This is a genomic window from Azohydromonas australica DSM 1124 (assembly GCF_000430725.1).
Lineage (GTDB): Bacteria > Pseudomonadota > Gammaproteobacteria > Burkholderiales > Burkholderiaceae_C > Azohydromonas > Azohydromonas australica.
The window spans coordinates 253,925-275,114 of the sequence record NZ_KE387205.1 but is presented as its reverse complement, the minus strand read 5'-3'; the positions used below and the strand labels follow the sequence as shown (position 1 = coordinate 275,114).

The following is a 21,190-nucleotide window of genomic DNA, read 5'->3' as shown; positions in this document are numbered from 1 at the left end:
ACCGCCGCGCTGACCGGTACAGCCCGGCAGCACACTGGTTCCACCATGCCTTGTCCTGCAGCCGCTGTCGGGACTCCTGCGTCGCCCTGGTTCCAGCTCACCCGGCATTCGCGGCGTGAGCGAGTCCCCATTGCTTCCGGCCAGCGCCCACGCACGGCCGCGAGCTGTTCGGCCTGTAGCCCAGCAACGGCGGCGACGCCATCAGCGTGCTGGAGGCGGCCCTGTTCGCCATTTCAAGCTGGGTGCTTCCGTCGGTCCGCAGGCGGCCCCCTGGCGCCGGACTGCGCCCTGCGTGGTCATTGGACCCCGACCGGGCTCGAATTGCCCATGGACGGCACTGCGACCCTGATCGCGAAATCCCCCCTCGCAGGCCACCCCTTTCACCGGGACCGGCCCGCAGCGGCTGCCTACCCTTCGGCACATGGACTGGACAGCACCCCGCCCGCCACTGCCGATGCCGGAGGAAGCCCGCATGAGCCGCGACCTGCATCCCGCCCGACTCGCCGCGGCACAGGCCGCACCGGACACGGAGCCCTCGGACACCATCGAGACGCGCCTGTGGCTGGAGGAGCACGAGTGGCTCTACGGCCTGCTGCACAGCGAGGACAACGTGGCCCCCATGTTCCGCTTCCCCGACCTCATCGGCGCCTGCGTATCGCTGGTGTTCGCCGATGACGACGCAACCACGCGCATCTTCCAGTTCCTCGGCACGGAGCTCGTGCTGCGCCCGCCCGCCACGCCGCGGCGCCGCGAGTCGATGTGGCGGGCGCAGTACGAGCTGCTGCAGGCCCTGCAGCGCTCGCCGGCGAACCGGCATCCCCATCCCAAGTTCCAGCTCGACCAGCTGACCACCGCCTGCGTCGCGCTGGCGCGGCGCCTGGCCGACGCGGACGCCCGGGTGCTGCACCAGGCGCGCCTGAACATGGCCGACCGCTCCAGCCGATGGCGGCTGCCGCGCCCGGGCTGATCCCCCCGCGCCGCCCACCCGGCGGCCCCAACTGAAACCGCCCCGCCGGCCCGCCGCCGGCATACCCCGGGACCGGATGCGGCCATGGCCGCGCCGGGCCCTGTCCTGCCGCCTGCGCCGCAGGCGACCGACCGCATCGAACCGCGACGGAGCGCGCCATGCGACTGCTGATTGCCGGAGTGATCGTGTCGACCGGGCTGCCCCTGCAGGCCCGGGCCTGCTGGGAGGAGGCGGGCCACCGCTACGGCATCGCGCCCGAGCTGCTGGTGGCCGTCGCGCGGGTCGAGTCCAGCCTCGACCCGCGCGCGGTGAACCGCTCCCACCAGGCGCGCACGGGCACCTACGACATCGGGCTCATGCAGATCAACAGCGCCCACCTGCCCCGGCTGGCGCGCCACGGCATCACCGAGGCCCGGCTGTACGAGCCGTGCACCAACATCCAGGTCGGCGCCTGGCTGCTGGCCGAGGCCTTCGCCCGCCGCGGCACGACGTGGGACGCCGTGGGCTCGTACAACGCGGCGTGCTCGCAGCTCAAGGGCGACGCCTGCACGCAGGCGCGTGCACGCTATGCGTGGCGGGTGTTCCGCAGCCTTCCACGCGGGACGCAGACCGGCATGGCTGCCGTCGCAACCACCGCCCCGGGAGCGGCACCGCGATGACCGGCATCTTCCTCGGGCGCTCCGGTGCCGGGCTCCTGCTGCTGTGCGCGACCCTCCTCGCGGCCTGCACGTCGGCCCGGCAACCGGCATCGCCGCCGCCAGCCGCGTTGGCGCGGCAGCAGGCGCCGGCGCTCCATCCCCGGATCGTGCAGCAGGACTTCGGCCGCGACGCCACCTTCACGACCTGCCTGCCGCCGGACTGCCCGGTGCGCACGACCAAGGTCCTCGCCACCGAGCCGCCGGCGGAGACGCCCGTTGCGCTGGACGGCCTCGCCGCGGGGCTGGATGAGCACGAAACCGTCCTCCTTCCCTCCAGTACCGCGCCGTCGCCCGCGCCGGCCGGGCCGCCCGCCGGCCCGGCCCCGGGCGAGCCGCAGTCGCTGCGGGCCACCGTCCTCTTCGCGTCCGGGTCCGCCACGCTGGACCCGTCGGCACGCCAGGCCCTCGACCAGCTCGCGAGCCGCGTGCCGGCCGCGCGCAGCGTGCTCGTGTCCGGCCACACCGACGGCGCCGGCCCGGCGCAGGTGAACCAGGCGCTGGCCCGGGCGCGCGCCGACGCGGTCGCGGCCCACCTGCGCCAGCGCCAGCCGCAGCTCGCATCGGCGATCCGGGTCGAGGCGCGGGGAGCCTGCTGCCTCGCCGCGCCCGACGACACCGCCGACGGCCGGCGCAGGAACAGGCGGGTCGAGATCCTCGTCGAGCGCCAGGAGGCCGGACCGTGAAGAGCGCCATCGCCGCCACCGCTGCGCGACCACTGCTGCCGTGCCGCGCCCGGCCACCCTGGAGCCACGCGCCGCCCGGCGCCGCGGAAAGCCACGCCACCCGCCTGCCCCTGCCCGTTCCGAACCGCGTACCGGAGGTCCTCATGCCCACCATCACCGTTGCCACCCCTGCCACCCGCCCGCCACGCCGGCGCAACGCCGCCGCGGTGCTGCTGGCGCTCGCCGTGCTGGCCCTGGGCCTCGCGTCGCCCGCGCAGGCCCTGGACCTCGTGGGCTTCACCGGCATCGACGGCCCCATGACCTCGGCGCTCACGCAGATCGCGGCGCTGGGGCCGGGCATCAAGGCGCTGGTCGGCTTCATCGGCTTCGTGGTGGCCCTGATCTCGCTGGCGGCGCTGCGCAACTTCGGGCCAGTGCTGTCCTACGTCGGGCTGGCGATCTTCGCCGCGGTGGGCCTGGTCATCGGCGGCGCCATCATGGGCGCCGTCGTCTGAGCACGCGGCCCCGGCCGCAGGAGAGGCCTGCCATGCACGACGACACCTACATCCCGCGCCGCCTGGACGACCCCTGGAAGATCGGCTTCTGGGACATCGACGTCGCGGCCCCCACCATCCTGGGCCTGTTCGTGGGCTACCTGTCCGGGTCCGGGCTCGCGTTCATGCTGTGCGTGCTCGCCGGCTTCCTGGCCTCGCGCTGGGTGGCCCGCATCAAGGCGGACCGGCATCCGGCCTTCGCCCTGCACTGCCTGTACTGGCACCTGCCCACCAACCCGCTGTCGGCCATGACGGCGACGCCGCCGTCGCACATCCGCCGCATGGTGGGCTGAGCTGCTGCAGGAGGCACCATGGACTTCCCGAGGCTCAGCGCCGACCTGAAGGACCTGCGCCGGCGCAACGCCGTGCTGGGCGTGGCGGTGGGTGCGATGGCGGCGGCGCTGGTGCTGGCCCTGGCGGTGATCCTGTGCCTGCTGGGCACGCAGCGAACCGTGGTCGTGCCGCCTGCCATCGACCGCTCGTTCTGGGTCGCGCGCGACAGCGCCAGCAGTGCCTACCTGGAGCAGATGGCGGCCTTCGTCGCCTGGCTGGTGCTCGACGTCACGCCCTCGTCCATCGACTGGAAGAAGGACGTGCTGCTGGGCTACGTCGAGCCGGACCAGCACGGGGCGCTCAGGACGCGCCAGGAACTGGAGGCCGCGCGCCTCAAGCGCATTAACGCCAGCACTTCCTTCGCGCCGCAGGAGCTGCGGCCCAGTGAGGCGAACCAGTCGGTGGTCGTGCGCGGACGCCTGCGCACGCTCGTCAACGGCCAGGAGACCAGCAACGACAGCCGGGCCTACCTGGTCGAGTTCCGCTACGCGGGCGGGCGCATCCACCTCAAGACTTTCAAGGAGATCGGCCATGAGGCGTCCTGACCGGATCCCGTCCCGCCCCCGCGGCCTGGAGGCCGCCCTGTGCCGGCCCGCCGCCGCGGCAGCGGCGGGCCTGCTGGTCCTGCTGCACGCGCCGCCGTCCCGCGCCCTGCAGGTGCTGGAGGCCCGCGACGGCGTGACGGTGCGGGCTGCGCTGTCGACCCGCGAGCCCACGCGCATCCGCATCGAGGGCACGCCCATCGTCGACGTGTTCGGCAACGTGCAGGCCGGCGCCTGCGGCGACGTGCCCGGCGGCACGCCGGCCGGGACCGGCGCGCCCGCCCGGGGCACGGCCGACCTGGTGGTCGAGTGCGACCGCGACAAGGGCGAGATCTACGTGCGGCCCTCCGCGCGCGGCCGCGACGGCGGCAGGCCGGTCAGCCTGTTCGTGTCCTCGGCGCGCGCGACCTACACGCTGCTGCTGCAGCGCGCCGACACGCCGGCCGACACCATCGTCATCCGCGACCGCGGCGCCGGGCGCACGGGGTCCGCCGCGGACGGGACATCCGCCGCCAGCCCCTCGGCCCACCACGTCCGGACGATGAAGGCGATGCTGGTGGCGATGGCTTCCGACCGGGTGCCGGCCGACATCCGGGTCGAGGAAGTGGACCGGCCGGTGCAGCTCTGGGCCGACACCCGCTTCTCGCTCATGCGCCGCTACGAGGGGCGCGGGCTGTGGGGCGAGAAGTACCTGCTGCAGAACACCGGAGGGGCCGTGATGGTGCTGGCGGAGCAGGAGTTCGACCGCCCCGACAGCAAGGCCGGCGGCCAGGTGCTCGGCGTCGCGGTGGAGAACCACAACCTGCGCCCGGGCGACAGCACCAACGTGTTCGTGATCCGCCGTGGAGGCGAACGGTGAACCGCCCGGCTGTGCTGGACCGGCTGCTGGCGCGCCTGACGCCCCGGCAGCGCCAGTTCGCGCTGCTGGCCGCCCTCCTGGCCGGCGGCGTCGGCCTGCTGTGGGCCGTGTTCGCCCTGGCCGACCACGGGCGTCAGGAGCGGGCCCCGGGACCGCGGGCCAGGGCCGAGGACCACGTCACCCGCATCGGCGTGATGCCGCCGGGCGCCCAGGTCAACCCGGTCGACCAGTGGGTCGGCACGGCGGGCAGCAAGCTGGCCCGGTACGAGAGCGAGCGCCAGGAGCAGGAGCGGCTCAACAAGGACCGCCAGGCCTTCGAGGCCCGCACCATGCAGCGCTTCGCCGAGTTGGAGCAGCGCCTGACGGCGGCCGCGCAGGCCAGGACACCGGCCTCCGCGCCCGCCGCGCCTCCTGCCACGCCGCCCGCTGCGCCACCGGCACCCTCCCTCCCACCGCTGCCCGCGCCCCGGCCGGCCGCGCTCCCGGCGGTGCCTGTCCCGGGCGCCATGCCACCGGGCCTGCCGCCGCTGCCCATGGCCTCGCTGGCCGCGCCGATGCCCGCGCTCGACCCGGAGCCGCCGGAACCGGCGCTCACGCGCGTCGCCGTCTCGCCGCGGGCCGCGGTCGACAAGGCGGGCACGGCACGAGGCGAGGCGACGGCTGCCGGCGACGGCCGCGGCCTCGCGGGCTTCCTGCCCGTGAGCTTCACGCGCGGCACGCTGCTGGGCGGCCTGGACGCGCCCACGGGCGGGCAGGCGCAGTCCAACCCGCACCCGGTGCTCATCCGCCTCTCGGACGACACGGTGCTGCCGAACCGCTTCCGCGGCGAGTACCGCGACTGCTTCGTGGTGGCCGCGGGCTACGGCGACATCAGCTCGGAGCGGGCCTACCTGCGCACCGAGAGCCTGTCGTGCGTGCGCGCCGACGGCTCCGCGCTGGAGGTGCGGATCCAGGGCACGGTCTACGGCGAGGACGGCAAGGTCGGCATGCGCGGGCGCCTGGTCACCAAGCAGGGCCAGATGCTGGCCAACGCGCTGCTGGCCGGCGTCGTCAGCGGCATCGGCCAGGGGCTGGCCACCTCCTCCACCAGCTACAGCACCTCGGCGCTGGGGACGATCGCCACCACCACGGGCGCCGACGCCTACCGCGCCGGGCTGGGCCACGGCGTGGGGCGTGCGCTGGACCGGCTGGCCCAGTACTACATCAAGCTCGCGGAGAACACCTTCCCGGTGATCGAGGTCGATGCCGGCCGCGAGATCGACGTCGTGATCACCAAGGGCGTGCGCGTGGACGTGCCGACGGCCGCGGCCGAGCCCGGCGCCGCCGCGGTCCCGCCCGAGGAACGCTACCTGGAGGCCGACGACGATGGCCGCTACTGATCACCGCCCGCGGCCGTGCGCGGCTGCCCTCCTCGCGCTGCTGGGCTGCGCGCTGGCCGTGCCGGCGGGCGCCGCGCGGCCCGACGAGGCCCGGCTGCTGGACACGCTGCGCCGGGCGCATCCGCAGACCCGCTTCACGCAGGTGACGCGCTCGCCCGTGCCCGGGCTCTACGAGGTGTGGATGGGGGCCAACGTGGCCTACGTGTCGGACCGCAGCCCGCGCCACTTCGTGTTCGGCCGGCTGTTCGACACGCAGACGATGACGGACCTCACGGGCCCGCGCCTCGCGGCGGCCGCCGGCGCCGCCGAGGCCGCGCCCGGCGAGACGCAGCCGGCGCAGGGCGAGAGCGTGGCCTTCGATGCCCTGCCCTGGGCCGATGCCATCACGACCGTGCACGGCCGCGGCCGGCGCCACGTCGCGGTCTTCAGCGACCCAGCGTGCGGCTTCTGCCGCCTGCTGGAGCAGGAGCTCGCGGGCCTGGACGACGTGACCGTCCACACCTTCCTGGTGCCGTTCCAGGGCCTGGAGCGGCCGGTGGCCATCTGGTGCGCCCGCAGCCGCGAGCAGGCGTGGCGGCGCGCGATGCTGCAGGGAGAAGTGCCGGTGCCCGACCCGTCCGCGCGCTGCGAGCACCCCGTCGAGCGCAACGCGGCGCTGGCGCGTCGGCTCGGCGTGCAGGGGACGCCCACCCTGCTCTGGGCCGACGGCACGCGCACCGCGGGCCATGTCGCCCGGGACGTGATCGAGCAGCGGCTCGCCAGCGCGGCGCGGGAGCGGCGGCCATGAGGTGCGGCCCGGACCGCGCCCGGCCGGCGGTGGCGCTCGCCGCGGCGCTGTGCGGCGGCTGCATGAGCCTGTCCGGCCTGGACGGCTCGTCGAGCTACGGCTGCAAGGCGCCCGCGGGCGTGGCCTGCCAGTCGGTCTCGGGAACCTACGCCAACGCCCTGGCCAGCAACCTGCCCGCCCAGCGCGCCCGCGCCGGGGCACCCGGGCCGGCCGCCGCGGGCCCGGCCGCTGCCGGCCTGCCGGCCACCGCGCCGGGGGCGCCGGGATCGGGGCCCGGCACGCTGCGTTCCCCGCCGCGCATCCTGCGGCTGTGGTTCAAGCCCTGGGAGGACGCCGACCACGACCTCTACGACCAGGGCTACGTCTACGTCCAGGTCGACGGCGGCCGCTGGCTGGTCGACCACGCGCAGCGCCTCATCCGCGATGCCTACGCGCCCGTGCGGCCGCCGGTGGCCGTGCGCACGCCCGCCGCGGCGCCGGCCGCGGCCACGCCGCCGGCCGCACCGGCGGGCGACGCGCAGCGCCCGGGCGGCGGGCTGCCCGCGCTGCCCGGCCTGCCGCGCCCGCCGTCCCGCACCCCGCCCAACGAATGAAGGACCGCCATGGACCTGCCCACCCCGCACGCCCCTGCACCGGCCGCGCTGCTGCCGGGACGGTCATGGTTGCGCCTCGGGGTCGCGGACGAGACGCCGGCGGAGCAGTTCAGCGCCTGGCTGCCCTACAGCGCCTACCTGGCCGAGGAGCGGCTCTTCGTCAACCGGGACGGTCCCGGCTTCCTGATGGAGCTGCTGCCGCAATCGGGCGCGGACGAGCGCATGTGCGAGGTGCTGGCCTCGCTCTACGCGGGCTGCCCGAGCGGCACCGGCTTGCAGTTCCACCTGCTCGCCTCGCCGCACGTGCAGGAGCCGCTGTGCCGCTACGCCAACCTGCGCGTCGAGGACGCCGATCAGGGCGAGCGGGCGCGGCAGGAAGGCCGTCCCGTGCGCAACGGCAACCCCTTCCGCCGCCTGGCGCGCCAGCGCGTGGGCCACCTGCTGCGCGGCGCGCAGCAGTCCCTGACGGCGGGCTTCCACTACACGGTGCGCGACTTCCGGCTGATGCTGAGCGTGACCCTGCCCGGCGGCGCGCACGACCCGGCCCGGCACGAGCAGCTGCTGGCGCTGCGCGAGACCATGGCCTCGACGCTGCGCGCGGCGTCGCTGCCCGGCCACGTGTGCGACGCCGCGGACCTGATCGAGTGGTGCGCGCTGTTCACCAACCCCGACCGCCTGCTGCAGCCCGGCGCGCCGCGCCTGCACTACGACGACGGGCGCGAGATCCGCGACCAGATCGTCGACTTCGACACCGTCCAGGACGCCCACCCCGGCGGCCTGACGCTGTGGAAGGCCGGCGGCGGGCCGCGGCTGGAGGCCCGTTTCCACTCCATCAAGTCCTTCCCCGAGCGCTTCGCGCTGTGGCAGATGGGCTCGCTCATCGGCGACCTGATGCAGCCGGCGCTGCAGTACAGCTCGCCCTTCCTGCTGACGCTGGGCGTGCACGTGCTCGACCCGAACCTGGCCCGCTCCGTCGTCACGGCCAACCACGTGCGCGCGACGCAGAACGCGCGCAGCTCCATGGCGGCCGTGATGCCCGACGTGGGCCGCAAGCTGCAGGACTGGGCCGCGGCCGCGCACGCGCTGGACACCGGCAGCAGCCTGGTGAGCCTGTACCACCAGCTGGCCGTGTTCGCGCCGCCGGAGAAGGCGGCGGCCGCCCAGGAGGCCGCCAGCGCCATCTGGCGCGGCCGGGGCTTCCGCATCAACGCCGACGCCTACATGCACCGCCAGGCGCTGCTGGCAAGCCTGCCCATGACGCTGTCGGAGCGGCTGCACCGCGACCTGGCGCGGATGCGGCGCGTGACGCGCAAGACCGTGGCCAACGCCGTGCACCTCGCGCCGCTGGTAGCCGAGTGGCGCGGCACGCCCACGCCGGCCCTGGTGTTCGGCGGCCGCCGCGGCCAGCTCATGACGCTGGACCTCTTCGACAACGACCTGGGCAACTACAACTTCGCCATCGTCGGCGCGCCGGGCTCGGGCAAGTCGGTGCTGATGAACGAGATGGCCTGGTCCTACCGGGCCATCGGCGCGCGCGTGTGGATGCTGGACCTGGGACGCTCCTTCGAGCGGCTGTGCCGCCGCGCCGGCGGGACCTACATCGAGTTCCGCGCCGACGCCGGCCTCTGCCTGAACCCGTTCTCCGCGATCGCCGACATCCACGAGGACATCGACATGCTGGTGCCGGCCCTCGCCCGCATGGCCGCGCCGCCGGGCACGCTCGACGAGGTCCAGTACAAGGCCCTCTCGGCGATGGTGCTGCGGCTGTTCCGCGCGCACGGCAACGACCTCACCATCACCGCGCTGCGCGACGCCTTCCGCGCCGGGACCATCGAGGAGCTGGGCGCGGTCAACGACCCGCGCATCAAGGACCTCGCCCTCATGCTCAACCCGTACGCCCGCGGCGGGCAGTACGAGCGCTTCTTCGAGGGCCGCGCCAACGTCGACTTCGACAACGACTTCATCGTCATCGAGAACGAGGAGCTGCGGCGCCGGCCGGACCTGCACGCGGTGGTCAACCTGCTGCTGCTGCACCGCATCACCGGCGAGATGTACCTCACGCGCAACCGGCGCAAGCTGCTCTTCATCGACGAGCTCAAGCAGCAGCTGGGCGACACCGGCGGCGACGACCCGGTGAAGGCCGCGGTGGTGGAGGAAGCCGCGCGTCGGGCGCGCAAGTACGGCGGCGCCCTGGGCACGGCCACGCAGAGCGCCGACGACTACTACGCCTCGGTGCAGATGGAGGCGGCCTTCAACTGCTCGGACTGGGTGTTCCTGCTGCGCCAGAAGCCCGAGTCGATCGAGATGCTGGACCGCAAGGGGCGGCTGTCCATGGACGTGGCCAGGAAGCGGCTGCTGGGCTCGCTGCGCACCGAGCCGGGCGCGTTCTCCGAGGTCTACGTGTCCTCGCCCGTCGGCGAGGGCGTGGCCCGCGTCATCCTCGACCCCGCCACGCACCTGCTGTTCTCCAACAAACTGGAGGATAACGCGCCGCTGGACGAGCTGCGCGCGCAGGGCCTGGGCATCGACGAGGCCATCGCGGAGCTGCTGCGCCGCCGGGGGCAGGCCTCATGAGACCCGCTCTGCGCCAGGCACTCCTGCAGGCCGGCGTCGCCGCGCTGGTGGCCGGCGCGGCGCTGGCCGGCTACGACCGCTGGGTGGTCCGGCCGGCGCTGCGGGTGGGCGTGGTGGACGTGGGCGAGGTCTACCGGCAGAAGGAGGCCGAGTTCACGCAGATCCTCACGCGCGCCACCGGCGACGAGGAGCGGCAGCAGGCCCTGCAGATGGCCCGCACGTTCGCGCAGCGCCTGCCCGTGGCCCTGGAGGAGCTGCCGCGCGAGTGCGGCTGCCTGGTGATGCTCAGCAGCGCCGTAGCAGCGCCGTCCGCCGGCGTGGTGGACCTGACGCCGCGGCTGCGCCGCAAGGTGGAATCCCCATGAGGCGCCCGTCCGCACCTGCTGCTGGCACCCGGTCGTCCCGCCCGGCGCGGCCCTGGCGCTGGCTGGCGTACCTGGCGGTGCTGGGCATCTGGGTGCTCGCGGGCCTGCGCCTGCTCGCCGACCCGGTGCCGCGGCTGCCGCTGCTGTTCAACTGGACCCCCAGTCTGCCCTGGCGCGTGGCCTGGCTGCACCGCGGCGTGCTGCCCGCTGCGCGCGGCGAGCTGGTGCTCTACGCCTTCGACGGCGCGGCGGCCGACAGCCGCCCGGGCCTGCGCCACCAGCCCTTCTTCAAGGTCGTGCGCGGCCTGCCGGGCGACGTGGTGACGGTGCGGGGGCGGGAGGTGTCGGTCAACGGGCAGGCCGTCGGCGTGGCGCTGGAGCGCACGCGCGGCCAGCGGCCCCTGGAGCCGATCGCGCCCGGCGCCATCCCGCCCGGCCACTACTACGTCCAGGGCACCAGCCCGGACTCCTTCGACTCCCGCTACCGCGCCGGCGGCCTGGTGCCCGCCGGGCAGGTCATCGGCACGGTGACACCGCTGCTGTGAACGCCATGGAGGCCCGCATGCGAGGCATCGGTCCCATCCCCCGCCCGGCCCGGACGGCCCGTGCCATCGCGACCGGGGCCCGGTGGCCGGCAAGGCCGCTCCTGGCCCTGCTGGCCGCGTCGGTCGCGCTCGCGGGCGCGCCGCCCGCGCGGGCCGTTGACCTCGGCAGCCTGGGCCCGACCTACGCCATCACCGAGCCGCACCTGCTGGCGGCCATCGAGCAGCGCCTGCAGGACCTGCAGCGCAGCGGCGAGCTGCAGCGGCTGGCCGCCCAGGCCGCGGCCCGGGGCATCGATGCGGCGCGGCACCCGCGGCCCGTGGAGGGCCTGGCCGCGACCGCCGTCCCCCGCAGCTTCCTGGTGGACCCGAGCTTCACGCTCGACCGCAACGTCCTCGACGCCAGCGGCCGCCTGCTGTTTGCCGCCGGCACGCGCCGCAACCCGCTGGAGGTGGTGCGATTGAGCCGTCAGCTGCTGTTCTTCGACGCCCGGGACCCGCGCCAGGTGCGCCGCGCCCGCGAGATCGCGGACCGGCAGCCGGGCGGCGTCAGGCCCGTCCTCACGGGCGGCTCCTGGCTGGCGCTGATGCAGGCCTGGCGCACGCCGGTGTACTACGACCAGGGCGGGCTGCTGACCCGGCGCCTGGGCATCCGCCAGGTGCCCGCGCTGGTGTCGCAGGACGGGCTGCGCCTGCGCGTGGACGAGCTCGCATTGCCATGAACGCCGCGCGCCTGATTCTCGCCCCCGTGCTGGCGCTGGCCTCCACCCTGGCGCAGGCCGGCGACGCCGCGACCTGCACCGGGCGCTTTCCCAACCCGCTCACCGACATCTGCTGGAGCTGCATCCTGCCCATCAGCATCGGCAGCGCGACGGTGGCCGACCTCGGCGGCCAGGAGGACATCCCCAACCCATCGAACCCGCTGTGCAGTTGCGGCGTCAACCCGAGCGTCGGCCTGTCGGTGGGCTTCTGGGAGCCGGTGCGCCACGTCGAGGTGGTGCGCAAGCCCTTCTGCCTGCCGTCGCTGGGCGGCGTGGACCTGGACCCCGGCCTGCCGGCGCCCGCGGGCGCCCGGTTCACGCGGCCGGAAGGCGACGGCGACGGCGGCAGCTTCTACCAGGCCCACTTCTACCTGAACCCGGTGCTGTACTGGCTGCAGGTGGTGGCGGACTTCCCGTGCCTGGAGCCGGGCTCCTTCGACCTGGCCTGGCTCAGCGAGGTCGATCCGCTGTGGAGCGACGACGAGCTGGCGCTCATCCTGCACCCCGAGGCGGTGCTGTTCGCCAACCCGGCGGCCGTGGCCGCCTGCGCCGCCGACTGCGTGGCCGCGACGGCCGGCTTCGGGCTGGCGGAGCTGTTCTGGTGCGCAGGCTGCCAGGGCGGGCTCTACCCGCTCGACGGCCACGTGCCCTACCACCTGGGCGGCGTGCGCACCGCGGCGCTGCTGGCGCAGCGGCTCACCGCCCGGATGCACCGCGAGCTGCTGGCCTGGGGCTGGCACGGGCCCGCCGGGCTGTGCGGCCCGTACTTCCTGCCCACCATGGACAAGACGGCCTACAAGGCGCAGCTCACCTGGCCCGTCGCCAACACCGCCAAGGAGGACGGCCGCTGCTGCCAGCCTTTCGGCCGCAGCACCATCACCTGGGGCGCCGGCAAGGAGTACCCCGTGGGCGGCGAGGACTTCGCGTTCCTGCTGTTCCGCAAGAGGAACTGCTGTGTGGGCTACTGAGCTTCCCTGCCGGCGCGCGGGCCTGCCGGCCCTGGCGCTGCTGCTGGCCGCCGCCGCGCAGGCGCAGCCCGCGCCCGCCGTGGGCGAGGCCGACATCGAGCGCGCGCGGCGCCAGCAGCCGCAGGTCACCGAGCGCGACATCGAGGACGCCCGCCGCCGCCACCGCGCGCCCTCGGACGCCGAGCTGCGCCGGATCCCGGCCCCGTCCACGCCCCGCATCGACGCCCTGCCGGCGCCGGCGACGCGCGAGCCGGTCGACCTCGGGGCGCTGGCGCGGGGCTTCGACGCCGGCGCGCAGCCGCCGACGCTCGCCACCGTGCCGCAGCCACGCCTGCTGGTCTTCATCAGCCTGTCCATGCCCGAGGCCACGCTCACCCGCCTGTCGGACCAGGCGGCACGGGCCCGCGCGGTCCTGGTGCTGCGCGGCATGGCCGAGGGCTCGATGACGCGCACCGTGGCCCGGGTGCGCCAACTCGCCGGTGCGCGGCAGGTGGCGGTGCAGGTCGATCCGCAGGCCTTCGACCGCTACGCGGTGGCCAGCGTGCCCGCCTTCGTGCTGGTGCGCGCCGGCGCGTCCCTGCCGCCCTGCGCGGGCAGCCTGTGCAGCGGCGGCGACACCTTCGCGAAGGCCGCCGGTGACGTCAGCCTCGACTACGCGCTGGCACGCCTGCGCAGCGCGGCCCCGGCCTTCGCCGCGGACGCCGGACGGTTCCTGGAGCGGCTGGGGGGAAAGCCATGATGCGCCGGCTGGCCTGGGCCGTGGCCGCGTCCTGCCTCGTCGCGGCACAGACGGCCGCCCTGGCCGATCCGCACGAGGAAGGCCTGGCCGCCGGCCGGGCCGCGATCCCCACCGCCCGCGCCAGCATCACGGCGCCCTCCGCCGCGGGCGTCGTGCCCGGCTACACGACGGCCCCCGCCGAGACCCTGTACTACCGCCAGCCCGACCTGGCGGCGCAGGCGCGCGCGCACCTGGAGCGGTGCACCGCGCGGCCGGCGGATCCCGCATGCCAAGCCCAGCGCGGCGCGCTCGAGTCGGCACAGACCCCGCGCCCCGCGGTCGGCCCCGGCGATCCCGCGGTAGCCGCCGCGCTGGACATCTCGCGCAGCCCGTCGGCCCTGCTGGACGACCTGGTCGCCTGGTACGTCGGCTGCACCGGCGCGGCGGGCGCCGCGGGCTGCACCGGCGCCACCTTCTGCGTGCAGGGCCGGTGCTTCGACACGGGCCGCCCGGACGATCCCGACTTCGCGCGCAGCACGACCTTCCTGGAGGCCGCGCGCGAGGCCGGGGTCTACCTCGACCCCGAGGGGCTGCAGGTCTTCGCCGGCGAGGACAGCCGCTGCCGCGACCGCCTGCTGAAGAACTGCTGCGAGAGCAACGAGGCCGGCACCGGCATGACCAACCAGGGCCTGTTCGGCGTCGGGTCGCGCCTCGTCTACGACGTGCTGATGAACGCCGGGAACCGCCGCTTCATCGCCCAGGGCATGCAGGCGCTGCTGATGGGTGGCGGCTTCAGCGGGTCGTTCACCACCTACGGCGTGACCGTCGCCGTCAACGGCACGGCCCTGCCCGCCGGCGCGGTGGTGCTCCACGCCGGCGAGAGCGTCGTCGTGGCCTTCGATCCGTGGACCCTGGCCATCGCCGTCGTCCTCTACGTCGTGATGTCGATGATGTCATGCAGCGCCGACGAGGGCCGGCTGGCGATGAAGGAAGGCGCCCGGCTGTGCCGGACGGTGGGCACGTACTGCTCCTCGTGCATCAGGGTCCTGGGCCGCTGCGCGGCCTGCATCGAGCGCACGACGTCCAAGTGCTGCTTCAACTCCGTGCTGGCGCGCATCGTCAACGAGCAGGGGCGCGTGCAGTTCGGCAAGGGCTGGGGCGAGGCGAAGGCCCCCGACTGCTCGGGCTTCACGGTGGCCCAGGTGCAGGCGCTGGACTTCGCGGCGATGGACCTGTCGGAGTTCTACGCCTCGCTGGTGCCCGTGCTGCCCGACGAGGCGGCGCTGCGGGCCCAGGCGGGCGGCCGCGTGCCGGCCTGCTACTACGGACAAGGGAGGTGCCAGTGAACCGCTACCCGTTGCCCTCGCTGCTGCTCGCGCTGCCGGCGCTCGCCACCGCGCAGCAGCGGCTGCCGGTGCCCGACGCCCGGCCGCTGCTGGTCGCGGCCATCGACGCGCCGGACGGCCGCGCCCATGGCGTCCTGGCCGGCCCGCCGGCCGACGCGATCACCGGCCGCTTCAGGGCCACGTCCCCCATCCACATCGACGTCAGCACCCTGCGCCGCTACGCCCAGCCCGGCTGCAGCCGGCTGAACGTGCGCTTCTGGCAGGACGGGGTGCACCTGCCCGGCGCTGCTGCCCCGCGCCGGCAGACGGTGGACTTCGGCATCGACTACTGCCGCGACGGCCTGCCGCCGCGCTCGCGGTCATGAGGCGCCCCGCCTCCGGCCCGCCGCGGCGCGTGGCCCTCCTCCTGGCGCTCGGCCTGTCCGCTGCCGCCTGGGGCCAGGGCGCGCCGGACCCCTTCTGGGCCGACAGCTGGCGCGGCTGGCACTTCTACGAGGACCCGGCGCCGGACGAGATGCCGCCCGTGCCCCCGCGGCAGGCCGCCCCGCCCCCGGCGCCCGCGTCGGCGCCGGCCCGGCCGGCGGAGCTGGCCGAGCTCGACCGCCTGCGCCAGGCGCTGGAGGACGCGCGCGGCGTCGCCGTCATGAAGCCCACCGAGGCCAACGTCCGGCGCTACATGGAGCTGGAGGCCCGCGTCGTGGCCCGGGCGTCCACCTTCGCCGACGTGGCCCGCCGCGTGGCCTGGACCACGCCGGAGCTGGACCCCACGCTGCAGGGCCGCCCGGTCAACGCCCGGGCGCTGGAGGTGTTCGAGGAGCGGCAGGCCGGCGAGCGCTCGCGCGCCATCGCGGCGCTGGGGCGCGACCACGTGCTGCTGTTCTTCTTCCGCGGCGACTGCCCCTACTGCCACGCCTTCGCGCCGACCCTGCAGGCCTTCCAGCAGCGCCACGGCCTGCGCGTGGAGGCCGTGAGCCTGGACGGCGGCGCCATGCCGGGCTTCGCGCAGGCGCGGCGCGACAACGGCACCGCCACGGCGCTGCGCGTGACGCAGGTGCCGGCCGTCTACCTGGCGCAGCCCTTCACCGGGCGCATCGTGCCCATCGGCTTCGGCGTGATGTCGGAGAGCCAGCTCGTGGAGCGCGTCGCCGGGGCCGCGTCGCCGGATTTCGAGGCCATGGTGCCGGGCGCCGTGCAGCGGCTCGCGCCACCCTGAGGCCGCAGGAGGAACCACCATGCCCAACCGACCGACAGCACGCACCCGGGCCGCGGCGGCGGCCGCCGTGCTGGCCCTGGCCCCGGCGGCCCCGCAGGCCGGCGACCTCAACGCCGAGGTGGACAGCATGTTCGCCAACCTGGGGGCCATCGGCAACTACACCGCGCCCGGCGCCTTCCGCGGGCAGGCCTTCAACACCTACACCGGCGGCAGCCTGTTCATGCGCTCGCCCAGCAAGGTCTACCAGCTCGCGGCCGTGGAGTTCCCCAGCGCCAAGGCCGGTTGCGGGGGCATCGACGTGTTCGGCGGCTCGTTCTCGCACATCTCCGCCGACGAGTTCAAGAACATGCTGCGCAACATCACCGCGGCGCTGCCCGGCATCGCGTTCCAGCTCGCGCTCGAGTCGGTCTCGCCGCTGCTGGGCGGCCTGAGCAAGTGGGCCAAGGGCCTGGAGACCTGGATCAACAACGCGCGCATCAACTCGTGCGAGACGGCCAAGGCCGTGGCCAGCACGGCCGCCGAGGCGGCCGGCTACAGCTCGCAGGAGACCTGCGCCGACCTGGCGATCGAGCTGGGCCTGGAGGGCGACCGCGACGCCGCGCGCCGGCGCTGCGCCAGCGACCGCCCCGGCATCCTGGCCTCCGCCCGCACCTCCGCCGACCCGCGCGTGCGCAACCGGGCGCCCTTCGTCGGCAACCTGACGTGGAAGGCGCTGCAGGCCGCCGGCACCGCCCTCGACGACGGCGAGCGAGAGCTGGTCATGAGCCTGGTCGGGACCGTGATCTACCACCCCGAGGAGGCCGGGCGCGACCCCGAGCCGGTGGCGCCGACCATCACCTCCATCGGCCAGCTGCTGTACGGCCAGGGCCCCGGCACGGGCGGCGACGTGCGCCAGCACCTGCTGCGCTGCGGCGACCACGACGAGTGCGCCGCCGTGACGCTGGACACGGACTACGTGCACACGCCGTTCACGGCCAAGGTCGAGGCCCTGATGCGCTCCATCGCCGACAAGATCGCCACCCGCACCGCCATCCCCAACGACTCGGCCGAGGTCGGCTTCGTCAACCAGACCACCGAGCCCGTCTACCGGATGCTCTCCATCGGCGCCACCATCCCCGGCTCGGGCCTGGCGGAGAGCCTGATCGCGCAGTACCGCGACCTCATCGCCGCCGACTACGCCCACGTATTCCTGGAGCGCCACCTGCGCCTGGGGCTGGCCGCGCTCGACAAGGACCACACCCTGAACCAGGCCCAGCGCGAGCAGGCGGCCCAGCTGCGCCAGCGCGCGCAGGCCATGCTGCTGCAGCTCGCCCAGGAGAAGGGGCTGCTGTACCAGAAGGTCGGCTCGGTGCGCGCCGTGGCCGGCCACCTGGAGCAGCTGGAGCGGCAGCTGCGCTCCAGCATGCCCCAGCACGTGATGGACATGCTGGGCCAGCGCGCCGCGTACGCCCTGCGGTAGCGGCCCCGCCGGGAGACGGCCATGTGGGAGGTCTACGCGTACCAGAACGCCGACAGCCTGTTCGGCGTCTTCAACGCCGCCGCGGCGATCCACGGCGCCGGCGACTACCGCTCCGCGCTGGCGGCCGTGGCCTTCTGCGGCTTCGTGGCCGCCGCGGTGGCCTACGCCTTCGCCCCGGAGAAGCTGCAGGGCTGGAAGTGGCTCGCGACCGTGGTGGTGGTGTTCGCGGTGCTGATCCTGCCGCGGGCCACGGTGGGCATCGTGGACAAGACCGGCGGCTCACCGGTGAATGTCGTGGACAACGTGCCACTGGGGATCGCCGTGCTGGGCAGCGTGCCCAGCACCATCGGCCACACGCTCACGACGCTGTTCGAGACGGCGTTCCAGCTCATCCCCGGGCCCGGCGCGCTGCCGGCCGAGCTGGCGTACCAGGAGAACGGCCTGATGTTCGGCCACCGGCTGATCCGCGAGACCGCCGGCGTGGTGTTCCAGGACCCGGCCTTCCGCACGGACCTGGTCAACTTCATCCACAACTGCACGATGTACGACCTGATCGACGGCACGGTCGACCCGGGCGTGTTCGCCGCGGCGCCGGACGTGTGGGCGCTGATGGCCACGCCCAATCCGGCGCGTTTCAGCACGGTGGCCGGGGTGGACGGCGCGGTGACGGTGGCCACCTGCCCCGCCGTGTACACGAGCCTCGACGGCCGGCTGCCGGCGCAGCTCACGCGGCTGCAGGGCCGGCTGGCGTTCCAGCTCAACCCCACCCTGCCCGGCCCGGTGGCCGCCGCGGCCATTGCCGGGCAGATCCAGCAGGCCTACCTGCGCAACGGCATCGCGAACGCCGCGGCCACGGCCGCCGACCTGATTCGGCAGAACGCCGTGCTCAACGCCATCGAGGACGCCGGGACGCTGGCCGGCCAGAAGACCGCCGACCCGGCCGCCATGGTGCTGGCCGTGGGCCGGGCGCAGGCCATGGCGCAGCAGAACGCCACCTGGCTCAACTACGGCAAGGTGGCGGAACAGGCGCTGCCGGTCATCCGCAACGTGATCGAGGCCCTTACCTTCGCGCTGTTCCCGCTGTTCGTGCTGCTGCTTCTGGTCACCAGCGGGCGCGAGACGGTGATGGCCTTCAAGGGCTACGCCGCGATCCTGATCTGGATCCAGCTCTGGCCGCCGCTGTATGCGGTGCTCAACTACATGGCCGGCGTCTATGCGGCCTACGACCTGGCCGCCGCGGCCGACCTGGGCACCGGCGCCCGGGCGCTGTCGCTGCAGACCGCCTCGACGATCTACGCGCGGGCGATCTCGGGCGAGGCGGTGGTGGGCTACATCGCCATCAGCATCCCCTTCGTCGCCTGGGCGGCGCTCAAGCGCATGGAGAACTTCGGCACCGCGCTGGTGGGCGGGCTGGCGGGGCTGCAGGGCATGCTGGGCAGCACGACCGGCAGCGCAGCGACAGGCAACGTATCGATGGGCAACGTCGCCATGGACCAGGTGCACCTGGCGCCGAACCGCACCTCCGCCTTCATGCGCTCGTGGCAGTCCGATGCCACGGGCGACACCTTCAGCGGCAGCCTGCTCACCGGCCGCACGGCGGCCAGCCTGCTGCGCAACCAGGGCTTCGCCTCGCGGGTGGTGTCGCTGCGCGTCGGCCAGCAGGAGATTACGGAGGCGAGCCGGCAGGCCGAGGCGGCGCGCAGCGAACTGGTGGCCGCGGGCACCGAGCGCTCCGTGGTGCTGGCCGAAGCCTTCGGCAAGGGCGTCGTGCGGCTGCATTCGTCGCGCAGCGCGTCCGGCTCGACGAGCAGCAGCTTCGAACAGATGGGGGAGACGCTGAATCGGCTGGACCAGATCACGCGCGGGGTATCCGACAGTACGGGGCTGTCTCAAACCCAAGTCGCGCGCATTGCGTTCGGAGCGGCAGCACATCTTGGCCTCAATACCGGCGCTGTTGGTGCTTCCGTGCAGGGTGACGCCAGCAAGAGCTACCTATCTGGTCTTTCTGCTGACCAGCGCAAGGTTCTTGGCGCAATGACAAACGAACAGCTTGCAGAGTTCAAGCAGTTCGGCGACCGCGTGTCGCGCGACAGTTCTTTTGTCCGGGCCGTCTCGGATGACGAGCGCCAGTCCAGCGAGCTGGCGTCCCGTCTGGCCACCTCGACATCACGGATGGCCCGTGCCCAGGCAGCCTACGGCGAGCGGACCGCGCTCACCGAGCGCCTTTCCGCCGCCCGCGAGCGGGGCGAAGCCATAGCCATCGACATTGCCCAGGACCCGCACAACCTGGAGATGTTCATGCGCTACGCCGAGCGCCACGGCGGGAACAGTGCCGCGGCCCATGCGCTGCTCGACGCCGAACTGGCGCGCCAAGCGCTCCCTCCGACACCGGTATTCACGGATGGAACATCCGTGCCTACGACGTTCAACGACCTGCAGCGTGTCCACGCCTCGGACACAGCAGCGCAAGGCCTGAATCCGGACCTATCAGCAGCACATCGCGCGAACAGGGCCCGCATCGGCGGTGGTCCGGAGACCATGACTCCCGGCAGCCCGGATCCGGCCGTATCGGTCCCCGCACGCGACGACATCCAGCGGCACGGAGCCGAGATTCGACACCGCGCGCAAGGCGCAGCACAGGACTTCGACTCGAGAGCCGAAATCGTCCGGAATCCGGATGGCACCGTTGCGACAAGAAAATCACTCCTGCTGCAATCGGGCCGGCAAGCCACCAACGATGCCAGCGCTACGCTTGACGACGCAAAACAAGTCGCACGTGATCTGCTCAACAAGAAGTAGTAGTCAGTCCTGCCGGTCGGGATCGAACATATGGCGGTTTAGCTCGGCTGACGGCGGTTTCATGAACGGAGGATGTCCTCTATCACGCCAGTAATCTCGCTCCAAATCTCGGCCTAATATTTCGCTATCAAAAGGTTGAGGCAATCGCCTTATTGATTGCTTCGACCTATTCTGTATTCCGATTCCGGACAAGGCTCCACCGATGGCAACGCCGGCCACCGTGCCGATGACTGTCATAAGGATGCGTACGCCCCAAGTCTCCTCCACAGTCGCAAGCAGGCCAACCGCGGCGCCCAGCGCCACGAACAGCAGGAAGATGGCTTTCCGCATTGCTTGTCTCAGATGACGCACTCAGCGTAACGCGCCATATTCAACCTGCGTGTTCACGCTGGCAACAGTTCTCGCCGTATTGATCGGGACGGCTGCAAGACCGTCACGGACCACGCCGTGTCGAAGCCCGACAGCCGTGCCCGCGCAGTTCTTTCCCGAAACACCGCGTCAGGTGGCGCCCACCCGCGAATTCCGGTTCTCACCCCATTGCCGGCGAAGGAATGCGGAACGAGCGCAGCACATCGGCTTCAAACTGCCGTTGACCGCCATGGAGGATCTCATGTCGCCCCGCGCCGAATTCGTTGATGCCCTGTTCGACCGGCTCACGCTGCGGTACGGCCACGCCTTCCTGGAGCGCTGGGAGGGACTGGCGCTGGACGCCGTGAAGGACGACTGGGCTCGAGAGCTGGCTGTCTACGCCGATCGGCCCGAGGCCATCGAGCACGCGCTGGGGCTGCTAGACCCGGACGAACCGCCCACCGCCACCCGCTTTCGTGACTTGTGCGGCACCGCACCGGCGCCGGCTTTCCGGGCTGGTCCCGAGCCCAAGGAACCGCAGCGGGCCGCCGAGGTTCGGCGCAAGTGCCTGCGCCCTGTGACGCCCAGGACTGGCCGTGAGCGCGCGTGGGCTGCCGATCTGGTACGCCGAGCAGACGCTGGCGAGCGCGTAGCCAAGTACAACCTGCGCATGGCACTGGAAGCCCTGGGTCGCCAGGATTGATGGCAATCAACCTAGTGCTC

23 protein-coding genes are annotated in these 21,190 nt (G+C 73.5%); 22 read left to right on the top strand and 1 reads right to left on the bottom strand.

Translation table 11 applies throughout. The annotated features are described in order from the left end of the window. The first annotated feature begins 472 nt into the window (after positions 1–472). The 21 genes from H537_RS0125240 (at position 473) to H537_RS0125140 (ending at position 20,119) form a co-directional block, all read left to right on the top strand. A complete protein-coding gene (locus H537_RS0125240; protein ID WP_029000064.1) occupies positions 473–967 on the top strand; it encodes a hypothetical protein in 495 nt (164 codons plus the stop codon). Positions 968–1,125: 158 nt separating this feature from the next. Next, positions 1,126–1,626, top strand: a complete 501-nt coding sequence (locus tag H537_RS45455) for a lytic transglycosylase domain-containing protein (protein ID WP_051243235.1) — start codon at positions 1,126–1,128, stop codon at positions 1,624–1,626. Then, positions 1,623–2,348, top strand: a complete 726-nt coding sequence (locus tag H537_RS49690) for an OmpA family protein (protein ID WP_051243234.1) — start codon at positions 1,623–1,625, stop codon at positions 2,346–2,348. The genes H537_RS45455 and H537_RS49690 overlap by 4 nt, the downstream gene beginning before the upstream one ends. Further along, the gene (locus H537_RS0125225) at positions 2,345–2,842 is read left to right on the top strand and encodes a hypothetical protein (protein ID WP_238446791.1); all 498 of its coding nucleotides are present in this window, start codon (positions 2,345–2,347) and stop codon (positions 2,840–2,842) included. The genes H537_RS49690 and H537_RS0125225 overlap by 4 nt, the downstream gene beginning before the upstream one ends. A 32-nt stretch (positions 2,843–2,874) precedes the next feature. Then, complete coding sequence (gene traL, locus H537_RS0125220) at positions 2,875–3,174, top strand: type IV conjugative transfer system protein TraL (RefSeq protein ID WP_029000062.1); 300 nt, start codon at positions 2,875–2,877, stop codon at positions 3,172–3,174. A gap of 18 nt (positions 3,175–3,192) precedes the next feature. Continuing rightward, complete coding sequence (gene traE / locus H537_RS0125215; protein ID WP_029000061.1) at positions 3,193–3,759, top strand: type IV conjugative transfer system protein TraE; 567 nt, start codon at positions 3,193–3,195, stop codon at positions 3,757–3,759. After that, positions 3,746–4,615 (top strand): type-F conjugative transfer system secretin TraK, encoded by an 870-nt coding sequence (locus tag H537_RS45445; protein ID WP_084150940.1) that lies wholly within the window; start codon positions 3,746–3,748, stop codon positions 4,613–4,615. The genes traE and H537_RS45445 overlap by 14 nt, the downstream gene beginning before the upstream one ends. Then, on the top strand, positions 4,612–5,994 hold the full coding sequence (locus H537_RS0125205; RefSeq protein ID WP_029000060.1) for a TraB/VirB10 family protein: 1,383 nt from the start codon (positions 4,612–4,614) through the stop codon (positions 5,992–5,994). Before H537_RS45445 ends, H537_RS0125205 begins: the two co-directional genes overlap by 4 nt. After that, positions 5,981–6,781, top strand: a complete 801-nt coding sequence (locus H537_RS0125200; protein WP_029000059.1) for a DsbC family protein — start codon at positions 5,981–5,983, stop codon at positions 6,779–6,781. The genes H537_RS0125205 and H537_RS0125200 overlap by 14 nt, the downstream gene beginning before the upstream one ends. Then, complete coding sequence (locus tag H537_RS0125195; RefSeq protein ID WP_043459959.1) at positions 6,778–7,374, top strand: TraV family lipoprotein; 597 nt, start codon at positions 6,778–6,780, stop codon at positions 7,372–7,374. The genes H537_RS0125200 and H537_RS0125195 overlap by 4 nt, the downstream gene beginning before the upstream one ends. Positions 7,375–7,383: 9 nt before the next feature. Further along, positions 7,384–9,948 carry a type IV secretion system protein TraC gene (traC, locus tag H537_RS0125190; RefSeq protein WP_029000057.1) on the top strand — a complete coding sequence of 855 codons (2,565 nt, stop codon included), beginning with the start codon at positions 7,384–7,386 and terminating at the stop codon, positions 9,946–9,948. Then, a complete protein-coding gene (locus H537_RS0125185) occupies positions 9,945–10,313 on the top strand; it encodes a hypothetical protein (RefSeq protein ID WP_029000056.1) in 369 nt (122 codons plus the stop codon). Before traC ends, H537_RS0125185 begins: the two co-directional genes overlap by 4 nt. Beyond that, positions 10,310–10,858, top strand: coding sequence for a conjugative transfer signal peptidase TraF (traF, locus tag H537_RS45440; protein ID WP_051243233.1), 549 nt, complete (start codon positions 10,310–10,312; stop codon positions 10,856–10,858). Before H537_RS0125185 ends, traF (H537_RS45440) begins: the two co-directional genes overlap by 4 nt. Positions 10,859–10,875: 17 nt before the next feature. After that, positions 10,876–11,577 (top strand): type-F conjugative transfer system protein TraW, encoded by a 702-nt coding sequence (gene traW / locus H537_RS0125175; RefSeq protein WP_084150939.1) that lies wholly within the window; start codon positions 10,876–10,878, stop codon positions 11,575–11,577. After that, positions 11,574–12,584: a TraU family protein gene (locus tag H537_RS0125170; protein WP_029000054.1), complete on the top strand. Its 1,011-nt coding sequence runs from the start codon at positions 11,574–11,576 to the stop codon at positions 12,582–12,584. Before traW ends, H537_RS0125170 begins: the two co-directional genes overlap by 4 nt. Beyond that, positions 12,571–13,323, top strand: a complete 753-nt coding sequence (gene trbC / locus H537_RS0125165; RefSeq protein ID WP_029000053.1) for a type-F conjugative transfer system pilin assembly protein TrbC — start codon at positions 12,571–12,573, stop codon at positions 13,321–13,323. Before H537_RS0125170 ends, trbC begins: the two co-directional genes overlap by 14 nt. Next, on the top strand, positions 13,320–14,648 hold the full coding sequence (gene traN, locus H537_RS0125160; protein ID WP_029000052.1) for a conjugal transfer protein TraN: 1,329 nt from the start codon (positions 13,320–13,322) through the stop codon (positions 14,646–14,648). Before trbC ends, traN begins: the two co-directional genes overlap by 4 nt. Beyond that, positions 14,645–15,013: a hypothetical protein gene (locus tag H537_RS0125155; RefSeq protein ID WP_238446790.1), complete on the top strand. Its 369-nt coding sequence runs from the start codon at positions 14,645–14,647 to the stop codon at positions 15,011–15,013. The genes traN and H537_RS0125155 overlap by 4 nt, the downstream gene beginning before the upstream one ends. 29 nt (positions 15,014–15,042) lie before the next feature. Beyond that, complete coding sequence (gene traF / locus H537_RS0125150; RefSeq protein WP_238446789.1) at positions 15,043–15,861, top strand: conjugal transfer protein TraF; 819 nt, start codon at positions 15,043–15,045, stop codon at positions 15,859–15,861. Positions 15,862–15,880: 19 nt separating this feature from the next. Further along, positions 15,881–17,320, top strand: coding sequence for a conjugal transfer protein TraH (locus H537_RS0125145; RefSeq protein WP_029000049.1), 1,440 nt, complete (start codon positions 15,881–15,883; stop codon positions 17,318–17,320). 21 nt (positions 17,321–17,341) lie between these two features. Continuing rightward, positions 17,342–20,119 (top strand): conjugal transfer protein TraG N-terminal domain-containing protein, encoded by a 2,778-nt coding sequence (locus tag H537_RS0125140; RefSeq protein ID WP_029000048.1) that lies wholly within the window; start codon positions 17,342–17,344, stop codon positions 20,117–20,119. A 3-nt stretch (positions 20,120–20,122) separates the two neighbouring features. Here H537_RS0125140 and H537_RS51525 read toward each other — a convergent pair whose 3' ends face one another. Beyond that, entirely contained in the window at positions 20,123–20,449 is a 327-nt protein-coding gene (locus H537_RS51525) for a hypothetical protein (RefSeq protein WP_084150937.1), read from the bottom strand. Positions 20,450–20,585: 136 nt separating this feature from the next. Between H537_RS51525 and H537_RS0125135 the strand changes: the two genes are divergently transcribed. Further along, positions 20,586–21,170, top strand: coding sequence for a hypothetical protein (locus H537_RS0125135; protein ID WP_169517091.1), 585 nt, complete (start codon positions 20,586–20,588; stop codon positions 21,168–21,170). Positions 21,171–21,190: the final 20 nt, after the last annotated feature.

What these genes read in the sequence shown, in the direction of transcription:
- H537_RS0125240 (WP_029000064.1), top strand. Translation starts at nt 473, where the DNA reads ATGAGCCGCGACCTGCATCCCGCCCGACTCGCCGCGGCACAGGCCGCA.
- H537_RS45455 (WP_051243235.1), top strand. Translation starts at nt 1,126, where the DNA reads ATGCGACTGCTGATTGCCGGAGTGATCGTGTCGACCGGGCTGCCCCTG.
- H537_RS49690 (WP_051243234.1), top strand. Translation starts at nt 1,623, where the DNA reads ATGACCGGCATCTTCCTCGGGCGCTCCGGTGCCGGGCTCCTGCTGCTG.
- traL (WP_029000062.1), top strand. Translation starts at nt 2,875, where the DNA reads ATGCACGACGACACCTACATCCCGCGCCGCCTGGACGACCCCTGGAAG.
- traE (WP_029000061.1), top strand. Translation starts at nt 3,193, where the DNA reads ATGGACTTCCCGAGGCTCAGCGCCGACCTGAAGGACCTGCGCCGGCGC.
- H537_RS45445 (WP_084150940.1), top strand. Translation starts at nt 3,746, where the DNA reads ATGAGGCGTCCTGACCGGATCCCGTCCCGCCCCCGCGGCCTGGAGGCC.
- H537_RS0125200 (WP_029000059.1), top strand. Translation starts at nt 5,981, where the DNA reads ATGGCCGCTACTGATCACCGCCCGCGGCCGTGCGCGGCTGCCCTCCTC.
- H537_RS0125195 (WP_043459959.1), top strand. Translation starts at nt 6,778, where the DNA reads ATGAGGTGCGGCCCGGACCGCGCCCGGCCGGCGGTGGCGCTCGCCGCG.
- traC (WP_029000057.1), top strand. Translation starts at nt 7,384, where the DNA reads ATGGACCTGCCCACCCCGCACGCCCCTGCACCGGCCGCGCTGCTGCCG.
- H537_RS0125185 (WP_029000056.1), top strand. Translation starts at nt 9,945, where the DNA reads ATGAGACCCGCTCTGCGCCAGGCACTCCTGCAGGCCGGCGTCGCCGCG.
- traF (WP_051243233.1), top strand. Translation starts at nt 10,310, where the DNA reads ATGAGGCGCCCGTCCGCACCTGCTGCTGGCACCCGGTCGTCCCGCCCG.
- traW (WP_084150939.1), top strand. Translation starts at nt 10,876, where the DNA reads ATGCGAGGCATCGGTCCCATCCCCCGCCCGGCCCGGACGGCCCGTGCC.
- H537_RS0125170 (WP_029000054.1), top strand. Translation starts at nt 11,574, where the DNA reads ATGAACGCCGCGCGCCTGATTCTCGCCCCCGTGCTGGCGCTGGCCTCC.
- traN (WP_029000052.1), top strand. Translation starts at nt 13,320, where the DNA reads ATGATGCGCCGGCTGGCCTGGGCCGTGGCCGCGTCCTGCCTCGTCGCG.
- H537_RS0125145 (WP_029000049.1), top strand. Translation starts at nt 15,881, where the DNA reads ATGCCCAACCGACCGACAGCACGCACCCGGGCCGCGGCGGCGGCCGCC.
- H537_RS0125140 (WP_029000048.1), top strand. Translation starts at nt 17,342, where the DNA reads ATGTGGGAGGTCTACGCGTACCAGAACGCCGACAGCCTGTTCGGCGTC.
- H537_RS51525 (WP_084150937.1), bottom strand. Translation starts at nt 20,449, where the DNA reads ATGCGGAAAGCCATCTTCCTGCTGTTCGTGGCGCTGGGCGCCGCGGTT.